This is a genomic window from Pseudomonas sp. TWR1-1-3 (genome assembly GCF_049896805.1).
In the GTDB taxonomy this organism is placed as follows: Bacteria; Pseudomonadota; Gammaproteobacteria; order Pseudomonadales; family Pseudomonadaceae; genus Aquipseudomonas; species Aquipseudomonas bubulae.
The window spans coordinates 184,578-199,708 of record NZ_JAFCUZ010000004.1 but is presented as its reverse complement, the minus strand read 5'-3'; the positions used below and the strand labels follow the sequence as shown (position 1 = coordinate 199,708).

At 58.6% G+C, this 15,131-nt stretch carries 14 protein-coding genes; 11 read left to right on the top strand and 3 right to left on the bottom strand.

What is annotated here, in order from left to right; genetic code table 11:
• The first annotated feature begins 66 nt into the window (after positions 1 to 66).
• Positions 67 to 798, top strand: coding sequence for a response regulator (locus ACP7BE_RS16560; protein ID WP_095019828.1), 732 nt, complete (start codon positions 67 to 69; stop codon positions 796 to 798).
• Positions 788 to 2,248: a HAMP domain-containing sensor histidine kinase gene (locus ACP7BE_RS16555; protein ID WP_095001387.1), complete on the top strand. Its 1,461-nt coding sequence runs from the start codon at positions 788 to 790 to the stop codon at positions 2,246 to 2,248. Before ACP7BE_RS16560 ends, ACP7BE_RS16555 begins: the two co-directional genes overlap by 11 nt.
• Here ACP7BE_RS16555 and ACP7BE_RS16550 read toward each other — a convergent pair.
• On the bottom strand, positions 2,217 to 2,864 hold the full coding sequence (locus tag ACP7BE_RS16550) for an AP2 domain-containing protein (protein WP_095020852.1): 648 nt from the start codon (positions 2,862 to 2,864) through the stop codon (positions 2,217 to 2,219). The two genes, ACP7BE_RS16555 and ACP7BE_RS16550, sit on opposite strands and share 32 nt — an antisense overlap.
• Positions 2,865 to 3,218: 354 nt before the next feature.
• Here ACP7BE_RS16550 and ACP7BE_RS16545 point away from each other — a divergent pair, with 354 nt between their 5' ends.
• The 6 genes from ACP7BE_RS16545 (at position 3,219) to ACP7BE_RS16520 (ending at position 9,900) form a co-directional block, all read left to right on the top strand.
• Positions 3,219 to 4,508: an ABC transporter substrate-binding protein gene (locus ACP7BE_RS16545; protein WP_095019694.1), complete on the top strand. Its 1,290-nt coding sequence runs from the start codon at positions 3,219 to 3,221 to the stop codon at positions 4,506 to 4,508.
• A gap of 107 nt (positions 4,509 to 4,615) precedes the next feature.
• Entirely contained in the window at positions 4,616 to 5,524 is a 909-nt protein-coding gene (locus ACP7BE_RS16540) for a carbohydrate ABC transporter permease (RefSeq protein WP_095003275.1), read from the top strand.
• Positions 5,517 to 6,353 carry a carbohydrate ABC transporter permease gene (locus ACP7BE_RS16535; RefSeq protein ID WP_095003274.1) on the top strand — a complete coding sequence of 279 codons (837 nt, stop codon included), beginning with the start codon at positions 5,517 to 5,519 and terminating at the stop codon, positions 6,351 to 6,353. The genes ACP7BE_RS16540 and ACP7BE_RS16535 overlap by 8 nt, the downstream gene beginning before the upstream one ends.
• Before the next feature lie 3 nt (positions 6,354 to 6,356).
• Positions 6,357 to 7,517, top strand: coding sequence for an ABC transporter ATP-binding protein (locus ACP7BE_RS16530; protein WP_426106556.1), 1,161 nt, complete (start codon positions 6,357 to 6,359; stop codon positions 7,515 to 7,517).
• A gap of 84 nt (positions 7,518 to 7,601) precedes the next feature.
• Entirely contained in the window at positions 7,602 to 8,939 is a 1,338-nt protein-coding gene (locus ACP7BE_RS16525; RefSeq protein ID WP_095003272.1) for a carbohydrate porin, read from the top strand.
• A gap of 97 nt (positions 8,940 to 9,036) precedes the next feature.
• Positions 9,037 to 9,900, top strand: coding sequence for a D-hexose-6-phosphate mutarotase (locus ACP7BE_RS16520; RefSeq protein WP_095003271.1), 864 nt, complete (start codon positions 9,037 to 9,039; stop codon positions 9,898 to 9,900).
• A 22-nt stretch (positions 9,901 to 9,922) separates the two neighbouring features.
• On the opposite strand, the gene ACP7BE_RS16515 is transcribed toward ACP7BE_RS16520, so the two are convergent.
• Positions 9,923 to 10,783 carry a MurR/RpiR family transcriptional regulator gene (locus ACP7BE_RS16515; RefSeq protein ID WP_169845242.1) on the bottom strand — a complete coding sequence of 287 codons (861 nt, stop codon included), beginning with the start codon at positions 10,781 to 10,783 and terminating at the stop codon, positions 9,923 to 9,925.
• A gap of 205 nt (positions 10,784 to 10,988) precedes the next feature.
• Here ACP7BE_RS16515 and zwf point away from each other — a divergent pair, with 205 nt between their 5' ends.
• From zwf to ACP7BE_RS16500, 3 genes are read left to right on the top strand one after another with little or no spacing between them, the layout of a single operon-like run.
• Complete coding sequence (gene zwf, locus ACP7BE_RS16510) at positions 10,989 to 12,458, top strand: glucose-6-phosphate dehydrogenase (protein WP_095003270.1); 1,470 nt, start codon at positions 10,989 to 10,991, stop codon at positions 12,456 to 12,458.
• Positions 12,445 to 13,158 carry a 6-phosphogluconolactonase gene (pgl, locus tag ACP7BE_RS16505; protein ID WP_426106553.1) on the top strand — a complete coding sequence of 238 codons (714 nt, stop codon included), beginning with the start codon at positions 12,445 to 12,447 and terminating at the stop codon, positions 13,156 to 13,158. The genes zwf and pgl overlap by 14 nt, the downstream gene beginning before the upstream one ends.
• Before the next feature lie 17 nt (positions 13,159 to 13,175).
• Positions 13,176 to 13,841, top strand: a complete 666-nt coding sequence (locus tag ACP7BE_RS16500) for a bifunctional 4-hydroxy-2-oxoglutarate aldolase/2-dehydro-3-deoxy-phosphogluconate aldolase (protein WP_426106551.1) — start codon at positions 13,176 to 13,178, stop codon at positions 13,839 to 13,841.
• Positions 13,842 to 13,936: 95 nt separating this feature from the next.
• Here ACP7BE_RS16500 and ACP7BE_RS16495 read toward each other — a convergent pair whose 3' ends face one another.
• The gene (locus ACP7BE_RS16495; protein ID WP_426106549.1) at positions 13,937 to 15,130 is read right to left on the bottom strand and encodes an aminotransferase class V-fold PLP-dependent enzyme; all 1,194 of its coding nucleotides are present in this window, start codon (positions 15,128 to 15,130) and stop codon (positions 13,937 to 13,939) included.
• Position 15,131 lies beyond the last annotated feature (1 nt).

Genomic DNA, 15,131 nt, shown 5'->3' with positions numbered 1-15,131 from the left:
TGGGAGCGAGCAAGCCCGCTCCCACAGAGTTTGGATCGCCGTATAAAAACAATAAGGAACACCACTGTGAGCACACCCGGCAAATCCATTTTGCTGGTCGATGACGACCAGGAAATTCGCGACCTGCTTGATCTGTATCTCACCCGCGCCGGTTTCCAGGTGCGTGCCGTGGGAGATGGCGCCGGTTTTCGCGAAACGCTGGACAGCGCGGCGAGTGATCTGTTGATCCTCGATGTCATGTTGCCCGATGAAGACGGCTTCAGCCTGTGCCGCTGGGTGCGTCAGCATCCGCGCTTTGCCCAGATCCCGATCATCATGCTCACTGCCAGTTCCGACGAGGCCGATCGCATCATTGGTCTTGAGCTGGGCGCCGACGATTACCTGGGTAAACCCTTCAGCCCCCGTGAGCTGCTGGCGCGGATCAAGGCGTTGTTACGCAGGGCACAATTTGTCGCTACCACCTCGGGCAACGAGGTGCTGGCATTTGAAGAGTGGCGGCTGAACACCGTGACTCATCGGCTGTTTCATACCGATGGAGAAGAGGTGATTTTGTCGGGGGCAGATTTTGCCTTGCTCAAATTGTTTCTGGATAACCCGCAGCAGATTCTCGACCGCGACACTATTGGCAATGCAACCCGCGGGCGTGAGCTGATGCCGCTTGATCGCATTGTCGACATGGCGGTCAGCCGCCTGCGCCAGCGCCTGCGTGACACTGACAAGCCGCCACGGCTGATCCGCACCATCCGCGGCAGCGGTTATCAGCTGGCGGCTCAGGTCATGTCCGGCAATGACCTTTAAGCGCCTGGGCAAATGGCATATGCCCCGTTCGCTGCTGGGACGCATGTTGTTGCTGACCTTGCTCGCCATCCTGCTGGCGCAAACCCTGTCCAGTGCTATCTGGTTGTCGCAGTTGCGTACCACGCAACTCGAAGGCCTGGTCAACAGCGCGCGTAGCCTGGCCCACTCGATGAACGCCACCGTCGCCTACCTGCGTTCCCTGCCGCTGGCCTATCGCCCATTGGTACTGGATCAACTGCGCAGCATGGGCGGTACGCGTTTTGTCGTGAGCCTCAACGACAAACCACTGGATATGCAGGTGTTGCCGCCCACCCAGCGCAAGCAGGCGGTACTGGATGCCGTGGATCAGGTATTGCGCGAGGCCGTGGGGCCCAATGTCGAGATGTCGGTGCAGTTTGTCAGCCCCCAGGATCTGCGTATTTTCAATGCCGGTCTCAAACTCGACGAGCTACCGCGCTCCTGGGCGCATTTTGCACTGACGCTGGAGCCGGTCGATCCGCCGATCCTGGTCACACAAATCCAGATGGTGCCCGGTGAATGGCTGTATATCGCCTCCTTGTTGCCCCAGCCCTACACCAGTCTCGAAGAGGAGGGGCTGCCGGCCCTGCAGGTGTGGTTTATCGTGCTCAGCAGTATTTTTCTGTTGTTGTTCATCGGTCTGTTGATGCACTGGCAAAGCCGTCCGCTCAAGCGTCTGGCGCGAGCGGCCCGGGACATGTCGCTGGGTGAGGACGAGGTCAAGCCGGTCGAGGTGGGCGGCGGCAGTGAAGTGGTCGAGGTGGCGCGCGCCCTCAATACCATGCGTGCCCGCATCAGTCGTTATCTGACCGAGCGCGGCCAGTTGTTCAGTGCCATCTCCCATGATTTGCGCACGCCCATTACCCGCTTGCGCCTGCGGGTCGAGCTGCTCGACGACGAACAACTGCAATACAAATTCGGCCGTGATCTGGACGAGCTGGAAATGCTGGTCAAAGGGGCGCTGCAATGTGTGAAAGACACCGATATTCACGAAAACATCGAAGCCGTGGACTTGAACCAGTTGCTTGACTGCCTGATCGAGCCTTACCTGCTGCCCCAGGGTAACGGCCGGGTAACGCTGCAGGGCCGGGCTGTCAGACCTTACTATGGTAAACCCCTGGCGCTGCGGCGCTGCATGGGCAACCTGATCGATAACGCGCTCAAGTACGGCCACTACGCGCATTTGCGTATTGATGACAATGAGCAGGCCTTTGTCCTCACGGTTGACGATGAGGGGCCGGGCGTACCCGAGCAGCGTCTTGAGCAGGTATTCGAACCGCACTTTCGCCTGGCCGGGCAGCAGCAGGGCTACGGGCTCGGATTGGGGATTGCACGCAGCATCGCCCATAGCCATGGCGGTGAAGTCAGTTTGCAGAACCTGCGGGCCGGCGGCCTGCGGGTTACTTTGCACTTGCCGCGAAATGGCGATTGATCGACAGGGTCGCCTGCTCGGGGCTGATGGGCAACAGGGGTTCCAGGTTGCTGTCCGAAGGCTTTGCAAGGGTGGGGCTGGGCGGGTGGTCGCTGTTCATGGCGGCGTTGATACGGTTCTCACGCACGCGCCTGCTGGTCTGGCCGAAGTGCTGTTGCAGTTTTTCCATGGCCACGTCGTAGGGCTCATTGCACAGAGTCAGTTGCCTCTGACGCTCTTGTAGCGCCAGACGTTTGGCCTCGTCATCGCCATGCCGGTCAACGCGAAAGCTCTTGCTCAGGTTGTAGCCGTGAATGCGGGTTGTCGCACGCCAGTAGTCGATCTGGTTGGAGCGGACCCGGTACACCCCTGGATGACCGCTGGTGTTGTGCGGCATAAGGCGCTGACGGTTTTCATAAGAAAACGCCAGGGGCATTTTGAGAACCAATTGGTTACGCATGGTCTCAGCGGCCTCCAGGGCAGCAGCCTGATCCGCGTAGTCGGTGAAATTGAAACAGTGGACATGTACTTTTCCCGAGCGCCGAATGTCCAGCTTCCAGGCGCAGGGGGTGCCGTCCGGATCCAGTAGCTGGCTGATAAAACAGTGATTCTGGGGCGTTGCGCGCTGTTTTGGCATGAAACTCATCTCCTGATGGGGGGGCCGGCATCCGTTCTTGAATTGTGGCGAAGTGTTGCAGCCTCGCTGAAGTTTTTTGCAGGTTCAACGTGGGAAAACGACTTCGGGATCCGTCCTACATGCAACGCAGAAAATACCTTATGTATCGATAGGCGCAGCTTAAGTGCCCAGAGGAATACGGGCTTTAGCGCTGTTGAAAGATCTTTGGAACAGAACAATCACCTCGGCCGCCATGTCACCAGGTTGTGACATTTCGGCGTCTGTTCGTTACGTGCAGGCAGTTTGCGATGGATACACTCTCTAGCAGCGCAAGCAAAAGACTTGCACAGCTATAACAACAAGAAAGGTCTCGACATGAATTCATTCAATCGCCTCGCCGTTGTCATTTCGCTTGCCACACTGTTCCCCCTGGGTGCTTATGCTGCCGCCCCTGCCGATTCCAAAGGCACGGTTGAAGTGGTGCATTGGTGGACCTCCGGCGGTGAAGCCAAAGCGGTTGATGTGCTGAAAAAACTGATCGAAAAAGACGGTTATACCTGGCAGGACAGCGCTGTAGCAGGCGGTGGCGGTGCTGCGGCCATGACCGTGCTGAAAACCCGCGCCGTCTCCGGCAACCCGCCATCAGCGGCGCAGATCAAGGGCCCGGACTTGCAGGAGTGGGGCGCACTGGGTTTGTTGACCAACCTCGATGAGGTGTCCAAGGCCAACAACTGGGATGGCATGCTGTCCAAGACTGTATCCGACACCATGAAGTACGACGGCCATTACGTGGCGGTACCGGTGAATATTCACCGGGTGAACTGGTTGTGGATCAACCCTGAAGTCTTCAAAAAGGCCGGTATCGACAAGGCGCCCACTACCCTTGACGAACTCTTTGCTGCGGGCGACAAGCTCAAGGCAGCGGGCTTTATTCCCCTGGCCCACGGCGGCCAGCCGTGGCAGGACAGCACGGTCTTTGAAGACCTGGTGCTGAGCGTCATGGGCCCGCAAGGCTATAAAAAAGCGTTCGTCGATCTTGATGAGAAAACCCTCACCGGCCCGCAGATGGCTGAAGTGTTCAGCAAACTGAAAAAACTCCAGGGCTATATGGACCCTGACGGCACCGGCCAGGACTGGAACCTGGAAGCGGCCAAGGTGATCAACGGCAAGGCCGGCATGCAGATCATGGGTGACTGGGCGAAAAGCGAATGGGCTGCTGCGGGCAAAAAGGCCGGTACTGATTTCGAATGCGTGCCGTTTCCGGGCACCCAGGGCAGCTTTACCTACAACATCGACTCGCTGGCGATGTTCAAACTCTCGGCGAAAAACAACACGCCGGGCAATATCGCCGCGCAAAACGACGTGGCCAAAGTCGCCCTTGAACCCGAATTCCAGTACGTGTTCAACCAGAACAAAGGCTCGATCCCGGTACGCAGTGACCTGGACATGAGCAAGTTCGACAGCTGTGCCCAGGCCTCGGCCAAGGATTTTGCCGAAGCGGGCAAAACCCACGGTCAGTTGCCGAGCATGGCGCATAACATGGCCACCTCGCTGGCGGTACAGGGCGCTATTTTCGACACGGTAAGCAACTTTATGAGCGACAAGAGTGCTGATCCGGCCACTGCCGGGAAAAAGCTCTATTCGGCCATCAAGTCGGCACAGTAATTCGTTGAGCTGACCCGCCACGCCTTGTGCGTGGCTCCCCCCCCTTGTCCCTGGTTGTGCGGCATCTGCATTGGCGGATGCCGGCATACCCTGCCGGGAGTATTTCGATGAGTTCCGTGGCTGTGTTCAGCAAGGCCTCGCCCTTTGATGCGCTGCAGCGCTGGTTGCCCAAGCTGGTTTTGGCGCCGAGCATGCTGATCGTATTGGTGGGCTTTTATGGCTACATTTTTTGGACGTTCCTGCTGTCGTTCACCAACTCCAGTTTTATGCCCAGCTACCAGTGGGTCGGCCTGCAGCAATATGCGCGCTTGATGGCCAATGACCGCTGGTGGGTTGCGAGCAAGAACCTGGCGGTGTTTGGTGGCATGTTTATCGTCATCAGCCTGGTGATTGGCGTGTTCCTGGCGATTCTGCTCGACCAGCGGATTCGCAAGGAAGGTTTTATCCGCACCATCTACCTGTACCCGATGGCGCTCTCCATGATCGTCACCGGTACGGCCTGGAAATGGCTGCTCAACCCGGGCCTGGGGCTGGATAAAATGCTTCGTGACTGGGGCTGGGAAGGCTTTCGCTTTGACTGGCTGCTGGATCAGGACCGGGTGGTGTACTGCCTGGTGATCGCGGCGGTATGGCAGGCCTCCGGATTTGTCATGGCGATGTTTCTGGCCGGGTTGCGCGGGGTTGATCAGTCGATCATTCGTGCCGCTCAGGTCGACGGCGCAAACTTGCCGACCATCTACTTGCGCATTGTCCTGCCGAGCCTGCGACCGGTGTTTTTCAGCGCCTTCATGATCCTGGCGCACATTGCCATCAAGAGCTTCGACCTGGTGTCAGCGATGACTGCCGGTGGCCCTGGCTACTCCTCGGATCTGCCTGCGATGTTCATGTACTCCTTTACTTTCAGCCGTGGGCAAATGGGCATCGGTTCTGCCAGCGCGATCATGATGCTGGGCGCGATTCTGGCCATTCTCGTGCCGTATCTGTATTCCGAGCTGAGGAACAAACGCCATGATTAATGCTCAGCGTTTTACCTTCAGCCGTGTGGCGATCTACGCCACCCTGATCCTTGCGGCGGCGGTGTATCTGGTGCCGCTGGTGGTGATGCTGCTTACCAGTTTCAAAACCCCGGAAGACATCCGCACCGGCAACCTGCTGAGCTGGCCGCAAGTGATCGACGGTATCGGCTGGATCAAGGCCTGGGACACGGTGGGCGGGTATTTCTGGAACTCGGTGAAAATCACCGTGCCAGCGGTCCTGATTTCGACCTTTATCGGCGCCATGAACGGTTATGTCCTGTCGATGTGGCGTTTTCGCGGCTCGCAGCTGTTTTTCGGCCTGCTATTGTTTGGCTGCTTCCTGCCGTTTCAGACGGTGTTGCTGCCGGCCTCGTTCACCATCGGCAAACTGGGGCTGGCCAACACCACCACCGGCCTGGTGCTGGTGCATGTGGTCTACGGTCTGGCCTTTACCACGCTGTTTTTCCGCAACTACTACGTGAGTATCCCGGATGCGCTGGTCAAGGCTGCGCGTCTGGACGGTGCGGGCTTTTTCACTATTTTCGGGCGCATCCTGCTGCCGATGTCGGTGCCCATCGTCATGGTCTGCCTGATCTGGCAGTTCACTCAAATCTGGAACGACTTTCTGTTTGGTGTGGTGTTTGCCAGTGGCGATGCGCAGCCGATTACGGTGGCGCTCAACAACCTGGTCAATACCAGCACCGGCGCCAAGGAATACAACGTGGACATGGCTGCGGCCATGATCGCGGGGCTGCCGACGCTGCTGGTCTACATCTTTGCGGGCAAGTATTTTCTGCGCGGGCTGACGTCCGGCGCGGTCAAGGGGTAAGGCATGGCGACTCTAGAATTACGCAACGTAAATAAATCCTACGGCAAGGGTTTGCCCGACACGCTGAAAAACATCGAGCTGAACATCGATGACGGCGAGTTCCTGATTCTGGTGGGCCCTTCGGGCTGCGGCAAATCAACCCTGATGAACTGCATCGCCGGTCTTGAGAGCATCAGTGGCGGGGCGATTCTGGTGGACGATGCTGATATCAGCGGCATGAGCCCCAAGGACCGTGACATCGCCATGGTGTTTCAGTCCTACGCGCTGTACCCGACCATGAATGTCCGCGACAACATTGCCTTCGGCCTGAAGATCCGCAAGATGAGTGCGGCGGCCATTGACGAAGAAGTGGCGCGGGTGTCCAAACTGCTGCAGATCGAGCACCTGCTGACGCGCAAGCCCGGCCAGTTGTCCGGTGGCCAGCAGCAGCGCGTGGCCATGGGCCGGGCGCTGGCGCGGCGGCCGAAGATCTACCTGTTCGACGAACCGCTGTCCAACCTCGATGCCAAGCTGCGGGTCGAGATGCGCACCGAAATGAAGCTGATGCACCAGCGCCTGAAAACCACCACCGTCTACGTTACCCACGACCAGATCGAAGCCATGACCCTGGGCGACAAAGTGGCGGTGATGAAAGACGGCATCATTCAGCAGTTCGGTACGCCGAAACAGATCTACAACGACCCGGCCAACCTGTTTGTCGCCAGTTTTATTGGCTCGCCACCGATGAACTTTATCCCCCTGCGTTTGCAGCGTCGCGACGGGCGCTTGCTGGCCTTGCTCGACAGCGGCCAGGCGCGTTGCGAGCTGCCGCTGGGCATGCAGGACGCCGGGCTGGAAGACCGCGATGTGATCGTGGGCATCCGCGCCGAGCAAATTGTGCTGGCGCCAGCCGAACCCAATGGCCTGCCGGTTATTCGCGCCGAGGTGCAGGTTGTCGAACCCACCGGCCCCGATACCCTGGTTTTTGTCAGCCTCAACGGCATCAAAGTGTGCTGCCGCATGGCTCCGGATGATGCCCCTGCGGTCGGTCAGAGCCTCAATTTGCAGTTCGATCCTGCCAAAGTGCTACTGTTTGATGCGAATACGGGGGAGCGCCTGGGGGCGATGAGTTCGCCTCAGGCTCAAGGCCGGGCTGATAACGTGGCGCAATTCAAGGGTCGTTAAGTCAACAGGGAGCCTGTTACCGGGCCTCCTTGCAGTTGTGCCGCGTTAAACAAAGCCAATAAGAAGACAACGAGGATTAAAGGGATGACTAACAGAATGACCCGCACCCGTCTGGCCTGCCAGCTATCGGCAATTGTCGCGCTAGGTCTGGGTGCAAGCAGTGTCTACGCCGACGAAGCCTTCAGTGCCGATTCGAAATGGATGACGGGCGACTGGGGCGGCGAGCGCACCAGACTGATCGAGCAGGGTATCGACATCAAGGCCGATTATGTCGGTGAAGTGGGCGCCAACCTGCACGGTGGCTACAACGACGACAAGACCGCACGCTACAGCGACCAGTTTGGTCTGGGTGTGGCGCTGGACCTGCAAAAGCTGTGGGGCTGGGACAACACCCAGGCGAAGATCCAGCTGACCAACCGTAATGGTCAGAATATCTCCAATGACCGTGTCGGTGATCCGCGTGCAGGGACCTTGAGTTCCTCCCAGGAAGTCTATGGCCGTGGCCATATGGTGCGTCTGACCCAATTGTGGATCCAGCACCAGTTCCTCGATGGCAAGCTGGACGTCAAGGCCGGTTATTTCGGTGAAGGCGAGGACTTCAACACCTTCCCGTGCGAATTCCAGAACCTGGCGTTCTGTGGCTCGCAGGTGGGTAACTGGGCCACCAACCTCTGGTACAACTGGCCGGTCAGCCAGGCGGCGCTGCGCGTGAAGTACAACATCACGCCTGAGTTGTACGCGCAAATCGGTGCGTACAACCAGAACCCGTCGCAACTGGAGCACGGCAACGGCTTCAAGCTCAGCGGCAGCGGTACCAAGGGCACTGTGTTGCCGGTTGAGTTGGTGTGGTCGCCCAAGGTCAACGACCTGCCGGGCGAATACCGTGTGGGTTACTACAAGAGCACGGCGCCTGCCGATGACGTGAAGGTCAATATCACCAATGATGGTCAGGACTATCGCGTACGTGACAGCAAACACGGCTACTGGTTTGTCGTGCAGCAGCAGCTCACTAGCCACAACGGTGACGCTTCGCGCGGCCTGCATATCGCGGCCAACGCCACTTTCCATGACAAGCAGACCAACATCGTCGACAACTATCAGTCGCTGATGTTTGTGTACAAAGGGCCGTTCGATGCCCGGCCCAAGGATGACATCGGCATTGGCGCCGCCCGTATTCATGTCAACGATGACGTGAAGAAAAGCGCCGAGCTGATCAATGCGTCCATCGGTGCCACCGACTACAGCGACCCCTTGTACACGCCGCTGCGCAATACCGAGTACAACTACGAACTCAACTACGGCTTCCACGTGACCAACTGGCTGACGGTGCGTCCAAACCTGCAGTACATCACTCACCCGGGTGGTGTGGACCAGGTAGACAACGCATTGGTGGCCGGACTGAAAATTCAGTCGACGTTCTAAATGCGCTAAGCTCCTTGTTTTTCCAGCGGATAGCCTTGGCTATCCGCTTTTTTTCGGGGCTGCACCCCCCGGCGCATGATTTTCAGGACTGCGGCACATGCATGAGCATCCGCTTCACCGTTTTTTCAAATCCAGACGCGAGCAGCCGGTTTTCCAGTGGGAGCGCTTTCAGCAGCGCGACGTACTGGTGATCGATCATCCGCATTGCCAGGCGGTGTTCAGCCGTCAGGGCGCGCAGTTGCTGCACTTCCAGCCGACCGGGCAAAAACCCTGGCTGTGGTGCGCTGCCAAGTGGCCGCAAGTGGGTGCGATACGTGGTGGGGTACCGATCTTCTGGCCCTGGTATGGCCGTCACCCCAGTGAAAACGCCTGGCCATCCCATGGCTGGGCGCGGCTGATCGACTGGAAGCTGCTCGACAGCAGCAGCGACGAAGAAGGGGTGACCTTGCACTGGCGCTTGCAGCTGTGCGATTGGCAGGTGGATTTGCATGCGCGATTGGGCGAAGAAATGGAGCTGCGCCTGAGCACCGAACATCAGGACGACGAGCCTTGCCAGGTGAGCCAGGCGTTGCGCGCTTACTGGCGAATTGGTGATGTTGCTGAGGTAGCGCTGTCCGGTCTGGACGGAGCGCACGGCTACGACCAGTTGAACCGTGAGGTATGCCAGCAGAAAGGCGAGTTACGGGTGGGAGGTGGTTGTCAGCGGGTGTTCCAGCATGACGGCGAAATGCAGCTCAATGACCATGCCTGGCAACGGGCTTTGAGCATCGACACGGGTGATCAGGGCAGCACGGTGGTCTGGCATCCCGGCAAGCGGCCGTTGCTGGGGGTGAGCTGGAACGAAGTGATGGGCTTTGTGTGTGTGGAGTCCACGAGTGGCGGTACCCATAACCAGGCCCTTGCCCCGGGCGAGCAGGCTCATTTGAGCTTGCAGGCGAGGGCGGGGCTTTGCAGCGTCTGATGGGGCATTACCAAGCGCTTGCCTAGTTGAACTCATCGCCCACCGGATAGCGGCTGGCGTTGAGGCTTTCCTTGATTTTGCGCAGGTGTGGCTGGAAGTCCACGCCGCGGCGCAGGGTCATGCCGGTTGCCAGTACATCCAGTACGGTCAGCTGGATGATGCGCGAGGTCATCGGCATATAGATGTCGGTGTCTTCGGGCAGCGGGATGTTCAGGCTCAGAGTGCTGGCCTTGGCCAGTGGCGAGTTTTCCGCAGTTAGCCCCAGTACCGAGGCACCGTTGGCGCGCGCAATGCGAGCCACTTCCACCAGTTCACGGGTGCGACCGGTGTAGGAAATAATCACGAACAATTCACCCGTGTGCGCCACCGAGGCGATCATGCGCTGCATCAGCACGTCGGCGTGGGCGGTGACGGCCAGGTTGAAGCGGAAGAACTTGTGTTGCGCATCCAGTGCCACCGGTGCAGAAGCGCCCAAGCCAAAAAAGTGGATCTGCCGGGCCTGGATCAGCAAGTCGACGGCGCGGCTGATAAGGTTGGGGTCCAGTGCCTGGCAGGCACTGTCCAGCGAGGCGATGGCGCTGCCGAAGATTTTTTGTGTATACGCGGCCGGATTATCGTCTGCCTCTACCGCGCGGCTCACGTAAGCTGCGCCGCTGGCCAGGCTTTGTGCCAGTTGCAGCTTTAACTCGGGGTAGCCGCTGACACCAAATGAACGGCAGAAACGGTTAACCGTGGGTTCGCTGACAGAAGCTGCCTGCGCCAGGGCGGCGATGCTGAATCGGGTCGCCTGCTGCGGGTTCTGCAAAATGATTTCGGCCACTTTGCGCTCGGCCTTGTTCAGGTCTTCGAGGCGGCCCTTGATCTGTTCGAGTAAATTTCGCACGCGGTCCATTTATGGTCCTTGGGTCAGCGATGCAAGAACCGGACTAAAGCGGTTCTGGAAGGTGGCCTATCCTACTGGTGGCCTGTGACGACCACTAGCAGGAATCTGTATTTTGAGAAAATGTTGTGTTTATTACTACATTTTTCCTTGAGTGATACCTTGAAAAAAGGTATTTGTAGCTTAACTTGATAAAAGAACAAACATCATGCCTTCGATTACGGTTGAACCGTGCACCTTTGCCTTGTTCGGCGCCCTTGGCGATCTGGCCCTGCGCAAGCTGTTTCCTGCCTTGTACCAACTGGATCGCGCCGGTCTGCTGCATGCCGACACACGCATTCTCGCGCTGGCCCGAGAGCCGGGCGAGGCCTCCACGCACCTGGCGCATATCGACAGCCAGTTGCGCCAGTATCTGGGCGAGAAGGAAATCGAAGTCGAAGCATTGAACCGCTTCCTGGCTCGCTTGAGCTACCTGCATGTGGATTTTTTCAAGACTGAAGATTACCTGGCGCTGGCTGAAATGGCCGGCACAGAGCAGCGCCTGATCGCTTACTTCGCCACTCCGGCGGCTGTGTACGGTGCCATTTGCGAGAACCTGTCCGCGGTCGGCCTGGCTGAAAATACCCGTGTGGTGCTGGAAAAGCCCATCGGCTCGGATCTTGAGTCTTCGCGCAAGGTCAACGATTCCGTGGCGCAGTTCTTCCCCGAGAACCGCACTTACCGCATCGACCACTACCTGGGCAAAGAGACCGTACAAAACCTGATCGCGCTGCGTTTTGCCAACAGCCTGTTCGAGACCCAGTGGAACCAGCGCTACATCTCCCACGTTGAAATCACCGTGGCCGAGAAAGTCGGCATCGAGGGCCGCTGGGGCTATTTCGACAAGGCTGGCCAACTGCGCGACATGATCCAGAACCACCTGCTGCAGTTGCTGTGCCTGATTGCCATGGACCCGCCTGCGGACCTGTCGGCCGACAGCATTCGCGACGAAAAGGTCAAAGTGCTCAAGGCCCTGGCCCCGATCAGCGCCGAAGGCCTGACCACCCAGGTGGTACGCGGCCAGTACATTGCCGGTTACAGCGAAGGTCAGTCGGTGCCGGGTTATCTGGAGGAAGAAAACTCCAACACCCAGAGTGACACCGAGACCTTTGTGGCACTGCGCGCCGATATTCGTAACTGGCGTTGGGCAGGGGTGCCGTTCTACCTGCGCACCGGCAAGCGCATGCCACAAAAGCTCTCGCAAATCGTTATCCACTTCAAGGAGCCGTCGCACTACATCTTTGCTCCCGAGCAGCGCCTGCAAATCGGCAACAAGCTGATTATTCGCCTGCAACCGGACGAAGGTATTTCCTTGCGGGTAATGACCAAGGACCAGGGCCTGGATAAAGGCATGCAACTGCGCAGCGGCCCGTTGCAATTGAATTTTTCTGACACTTATCGCAGCACACGGATTCCGGATGCTTACGAGCGCCTGTTGCTCGAAGTCATGCGCGGCAACCAGAACCTGTTTGTACGCAAAGATGAAATTGAAGCGGCATGGAAATGGTGCGACCAGTTGATCGCCGGCTGGAAAAAGTCCGGTGATGCGCCCAAGCCTTACGCGGCGGGGTCCTGGGGGCCGATGAGTTCCATTGCACTGATTACGCGGGACGGGAGGTCTTGGTATGGCGATATCTGATTTGAAACTGCCTGAAGGTGTGAGCTCGCACACCTTCAAGAACCCGGCGTTGTTGGCCGAAGGGCTGGCAACAAAAGTTGCCGGGCAATTGAACCAGGCTATCGCCGAGCAGGGCGTTGCCACTCTGGTGGTGTCCGGCGGCCGCAGCCCGATGGCGTTTTTCCAAAGCTTGATCAAGCAGCCGGTCGATTGGTCGAAAGTGGTTGTCAGCCTGGCGGATGAACGCTGGGTGCCGGTCGAGCATGCCGACAGCAACGCGGGCCTGCTTAAAAAGCATCTGCTCCAAGGCCCGGCGGCCAAAGCCCGTTTTGTCGGCTTGTATAACGCTGCAGCCACGGTAGAAAAGGCTGCGCTGGAGGCCGATCAGGGGCTGGCCGAGTTGCCGCCGATCGATGTGCTGATCCTGGGTATGGGCGATGACGGGCATACCGCGTCGCTGTTCCCCAATAGCCCGAATCTGAGTGAAGCCCTGCAACTGGACAACCCGCGTCGTTGCTGGGCGATGCTGGCGCCAACGGTGCCGCACCAGCGTCTGAGCATGAGTCGCAGCCTGTTGGCGAGCGCGAAGCACAAGGTGCTGTCGATCCAGGGCCAGTCCAAATTGAACACCCTCAACGAAGCGCTGGGGGGCACAGATGTTGCCGCCTTGCCGATTCGTGCCTTCCTGCAACCTACGTTAGAGATTTACTGGTGCCCATGAGCCAAGGATCAGCTGCCATGACAACAACAATTGCGAACGTATCGATGGCGGATAAAGTCGCCCTGATCGACAGCCTGTGTGAGCGAGCACGAATTCTGCCGGTGATTACCATTGCCCGCGAACAAGACATCCTGCCTTTGGCGGATGCGCTGGCGGCCGGTGGTCTGACGGCGCTGGAAGTGACCCTGCGTTCGGCGTTCGGCCTCAAGGCCATTCGTATCCTGCGTGACCAGCGCCCTGAGCTGGTGACAGGTGCGGGTACCGTACTGGATCGCCATATGCTGGCGGCGGCGGAAGACGCCGGTTCGCAATTTATTGTTACGCCGGGCATTACCCGTGACTTGCTCGAGGCCAGTGTTGCCAGCGACATTCCGCTGCTGCCGGGCATCAGCAATGCTTCCGGGATCATGGAAGGCTATGGCTTGGGTTACCGCCGTTTCAAACTGTTCCCTGCAGAAGTCAGCGGCGGTGTAGCGGCGATCAAGGCCCTGGGCGGTCCTTTTGGCGAAGTGAAATTCTGCCCGACCGGCGGTGTTGGTCCGGCCAATATCCGCAACTACATGGCCTTGAAAAACGTGATGTGCGTGGGCGGTAGCTGGATGCTGGACAGCGAATGGATCAAGAACAGCGACTGGGCCCGAATCCAGGAATGCACCGCTGAGGCGCTTGCCCTGCTGGATTGATGTTTTAGTTACGAATGTGTTGTGTGTTCTACGGTTTTTGGTGCGCTTGGTCGGCGCACCTTTTTTTTGCCTGAAAAATACCCGCTCCCACAAGGTTATGTGTGAGCTTGCGAAAGCCCGCGCAGCGCCCGCACCAGTTGGTTGATGTCATCCAGCGTGGTGGCAAAGCCCACTGTTACCCGGATACAACTGCCACACGCCGAACCGTTGCGGGCTACGGTGAACAGGTTGTAGTCCTTGAGCAGGCGATCAACCATCGGTTGTTGATCCTGCACATGGGTAAAGCGCAGCGAAGTGATTGCGCAATACAAGCGCGGATCATCATTGACCAGCACTTCAATGCCCTCGATCTTGCGCGCCTCGCTGACCCACAGGTTGCGCAGGTAGTTGAGTCGGGCACCCTTGCCTCGGGCGCCACCCATCTCATGGTGTTCCTGCAGCACCTTGGTCAGGGTTAGCCAGGCGGGGATGTTGACCGTGCCATAAACGGCGCGGTTGCGCACATCCGGCTCGGGGTAGCGCTGATTGCCCATATCGGGGTCAATGTCGCCCAGGCGCTGGGGATCGATATACATCAGGCCCAGGGTCAGCGGCGCGCCAATCCATTTATGCAGGTTGAAACCGGCAAAGGCCACACCCAGTGCCGGCAGGTCCAGTTCGATCTGCCCCAGGGCATGGGCACCGTCCAGAATCACGTCAACCCCATGCTCTTTTGCCGCCGCAACAATGGCCTCCACGGGCATGACCAGGCCAGTGCGATGGGTAACGTGAGTGAGCGCCATCAGCTTGATCCGCGGGTTACGTTCAAATGCCTGGCGATAGCTGGCCACCAGGCTTTCAAACGTGGCTGGGTGCGTGTGGGAGATTTCGATAATTTCCAGGCCGCGTTGGTGTGCCACTCCACGCATGGCGTATTCGACGCTGTGGTATTCCAGGTCGCTGATCAGCAATTGATCGCCCGTTTGCAGGCCATTGTAGTTGCGGATCAATGATTGCAGGCCGTCAGACGCGCAAAAGGTCAGCGCCAGGCCGGCAGGGGCTACACCAAGCAACCCCGCCAGCGAGTCGCGAATTTCCAGGCCCTGAGTGGTATCGAAGTGCTGGCGCACAGGCACCGAGTTGTTGCGGTTAATAAAGTCGATATTACGCTGGTAGTCCTGTGCCACGTCGCGGGTCATACGCCCGAAGTAGCCGTTCTCCAGATTGATCGGGCCGGGCGCAAGGTCGTAGCGCTCGGCAATTGCTTGCCAGAAGTGTTCGTCGCGGGCGTTATCTTCAATCCTTGGCATG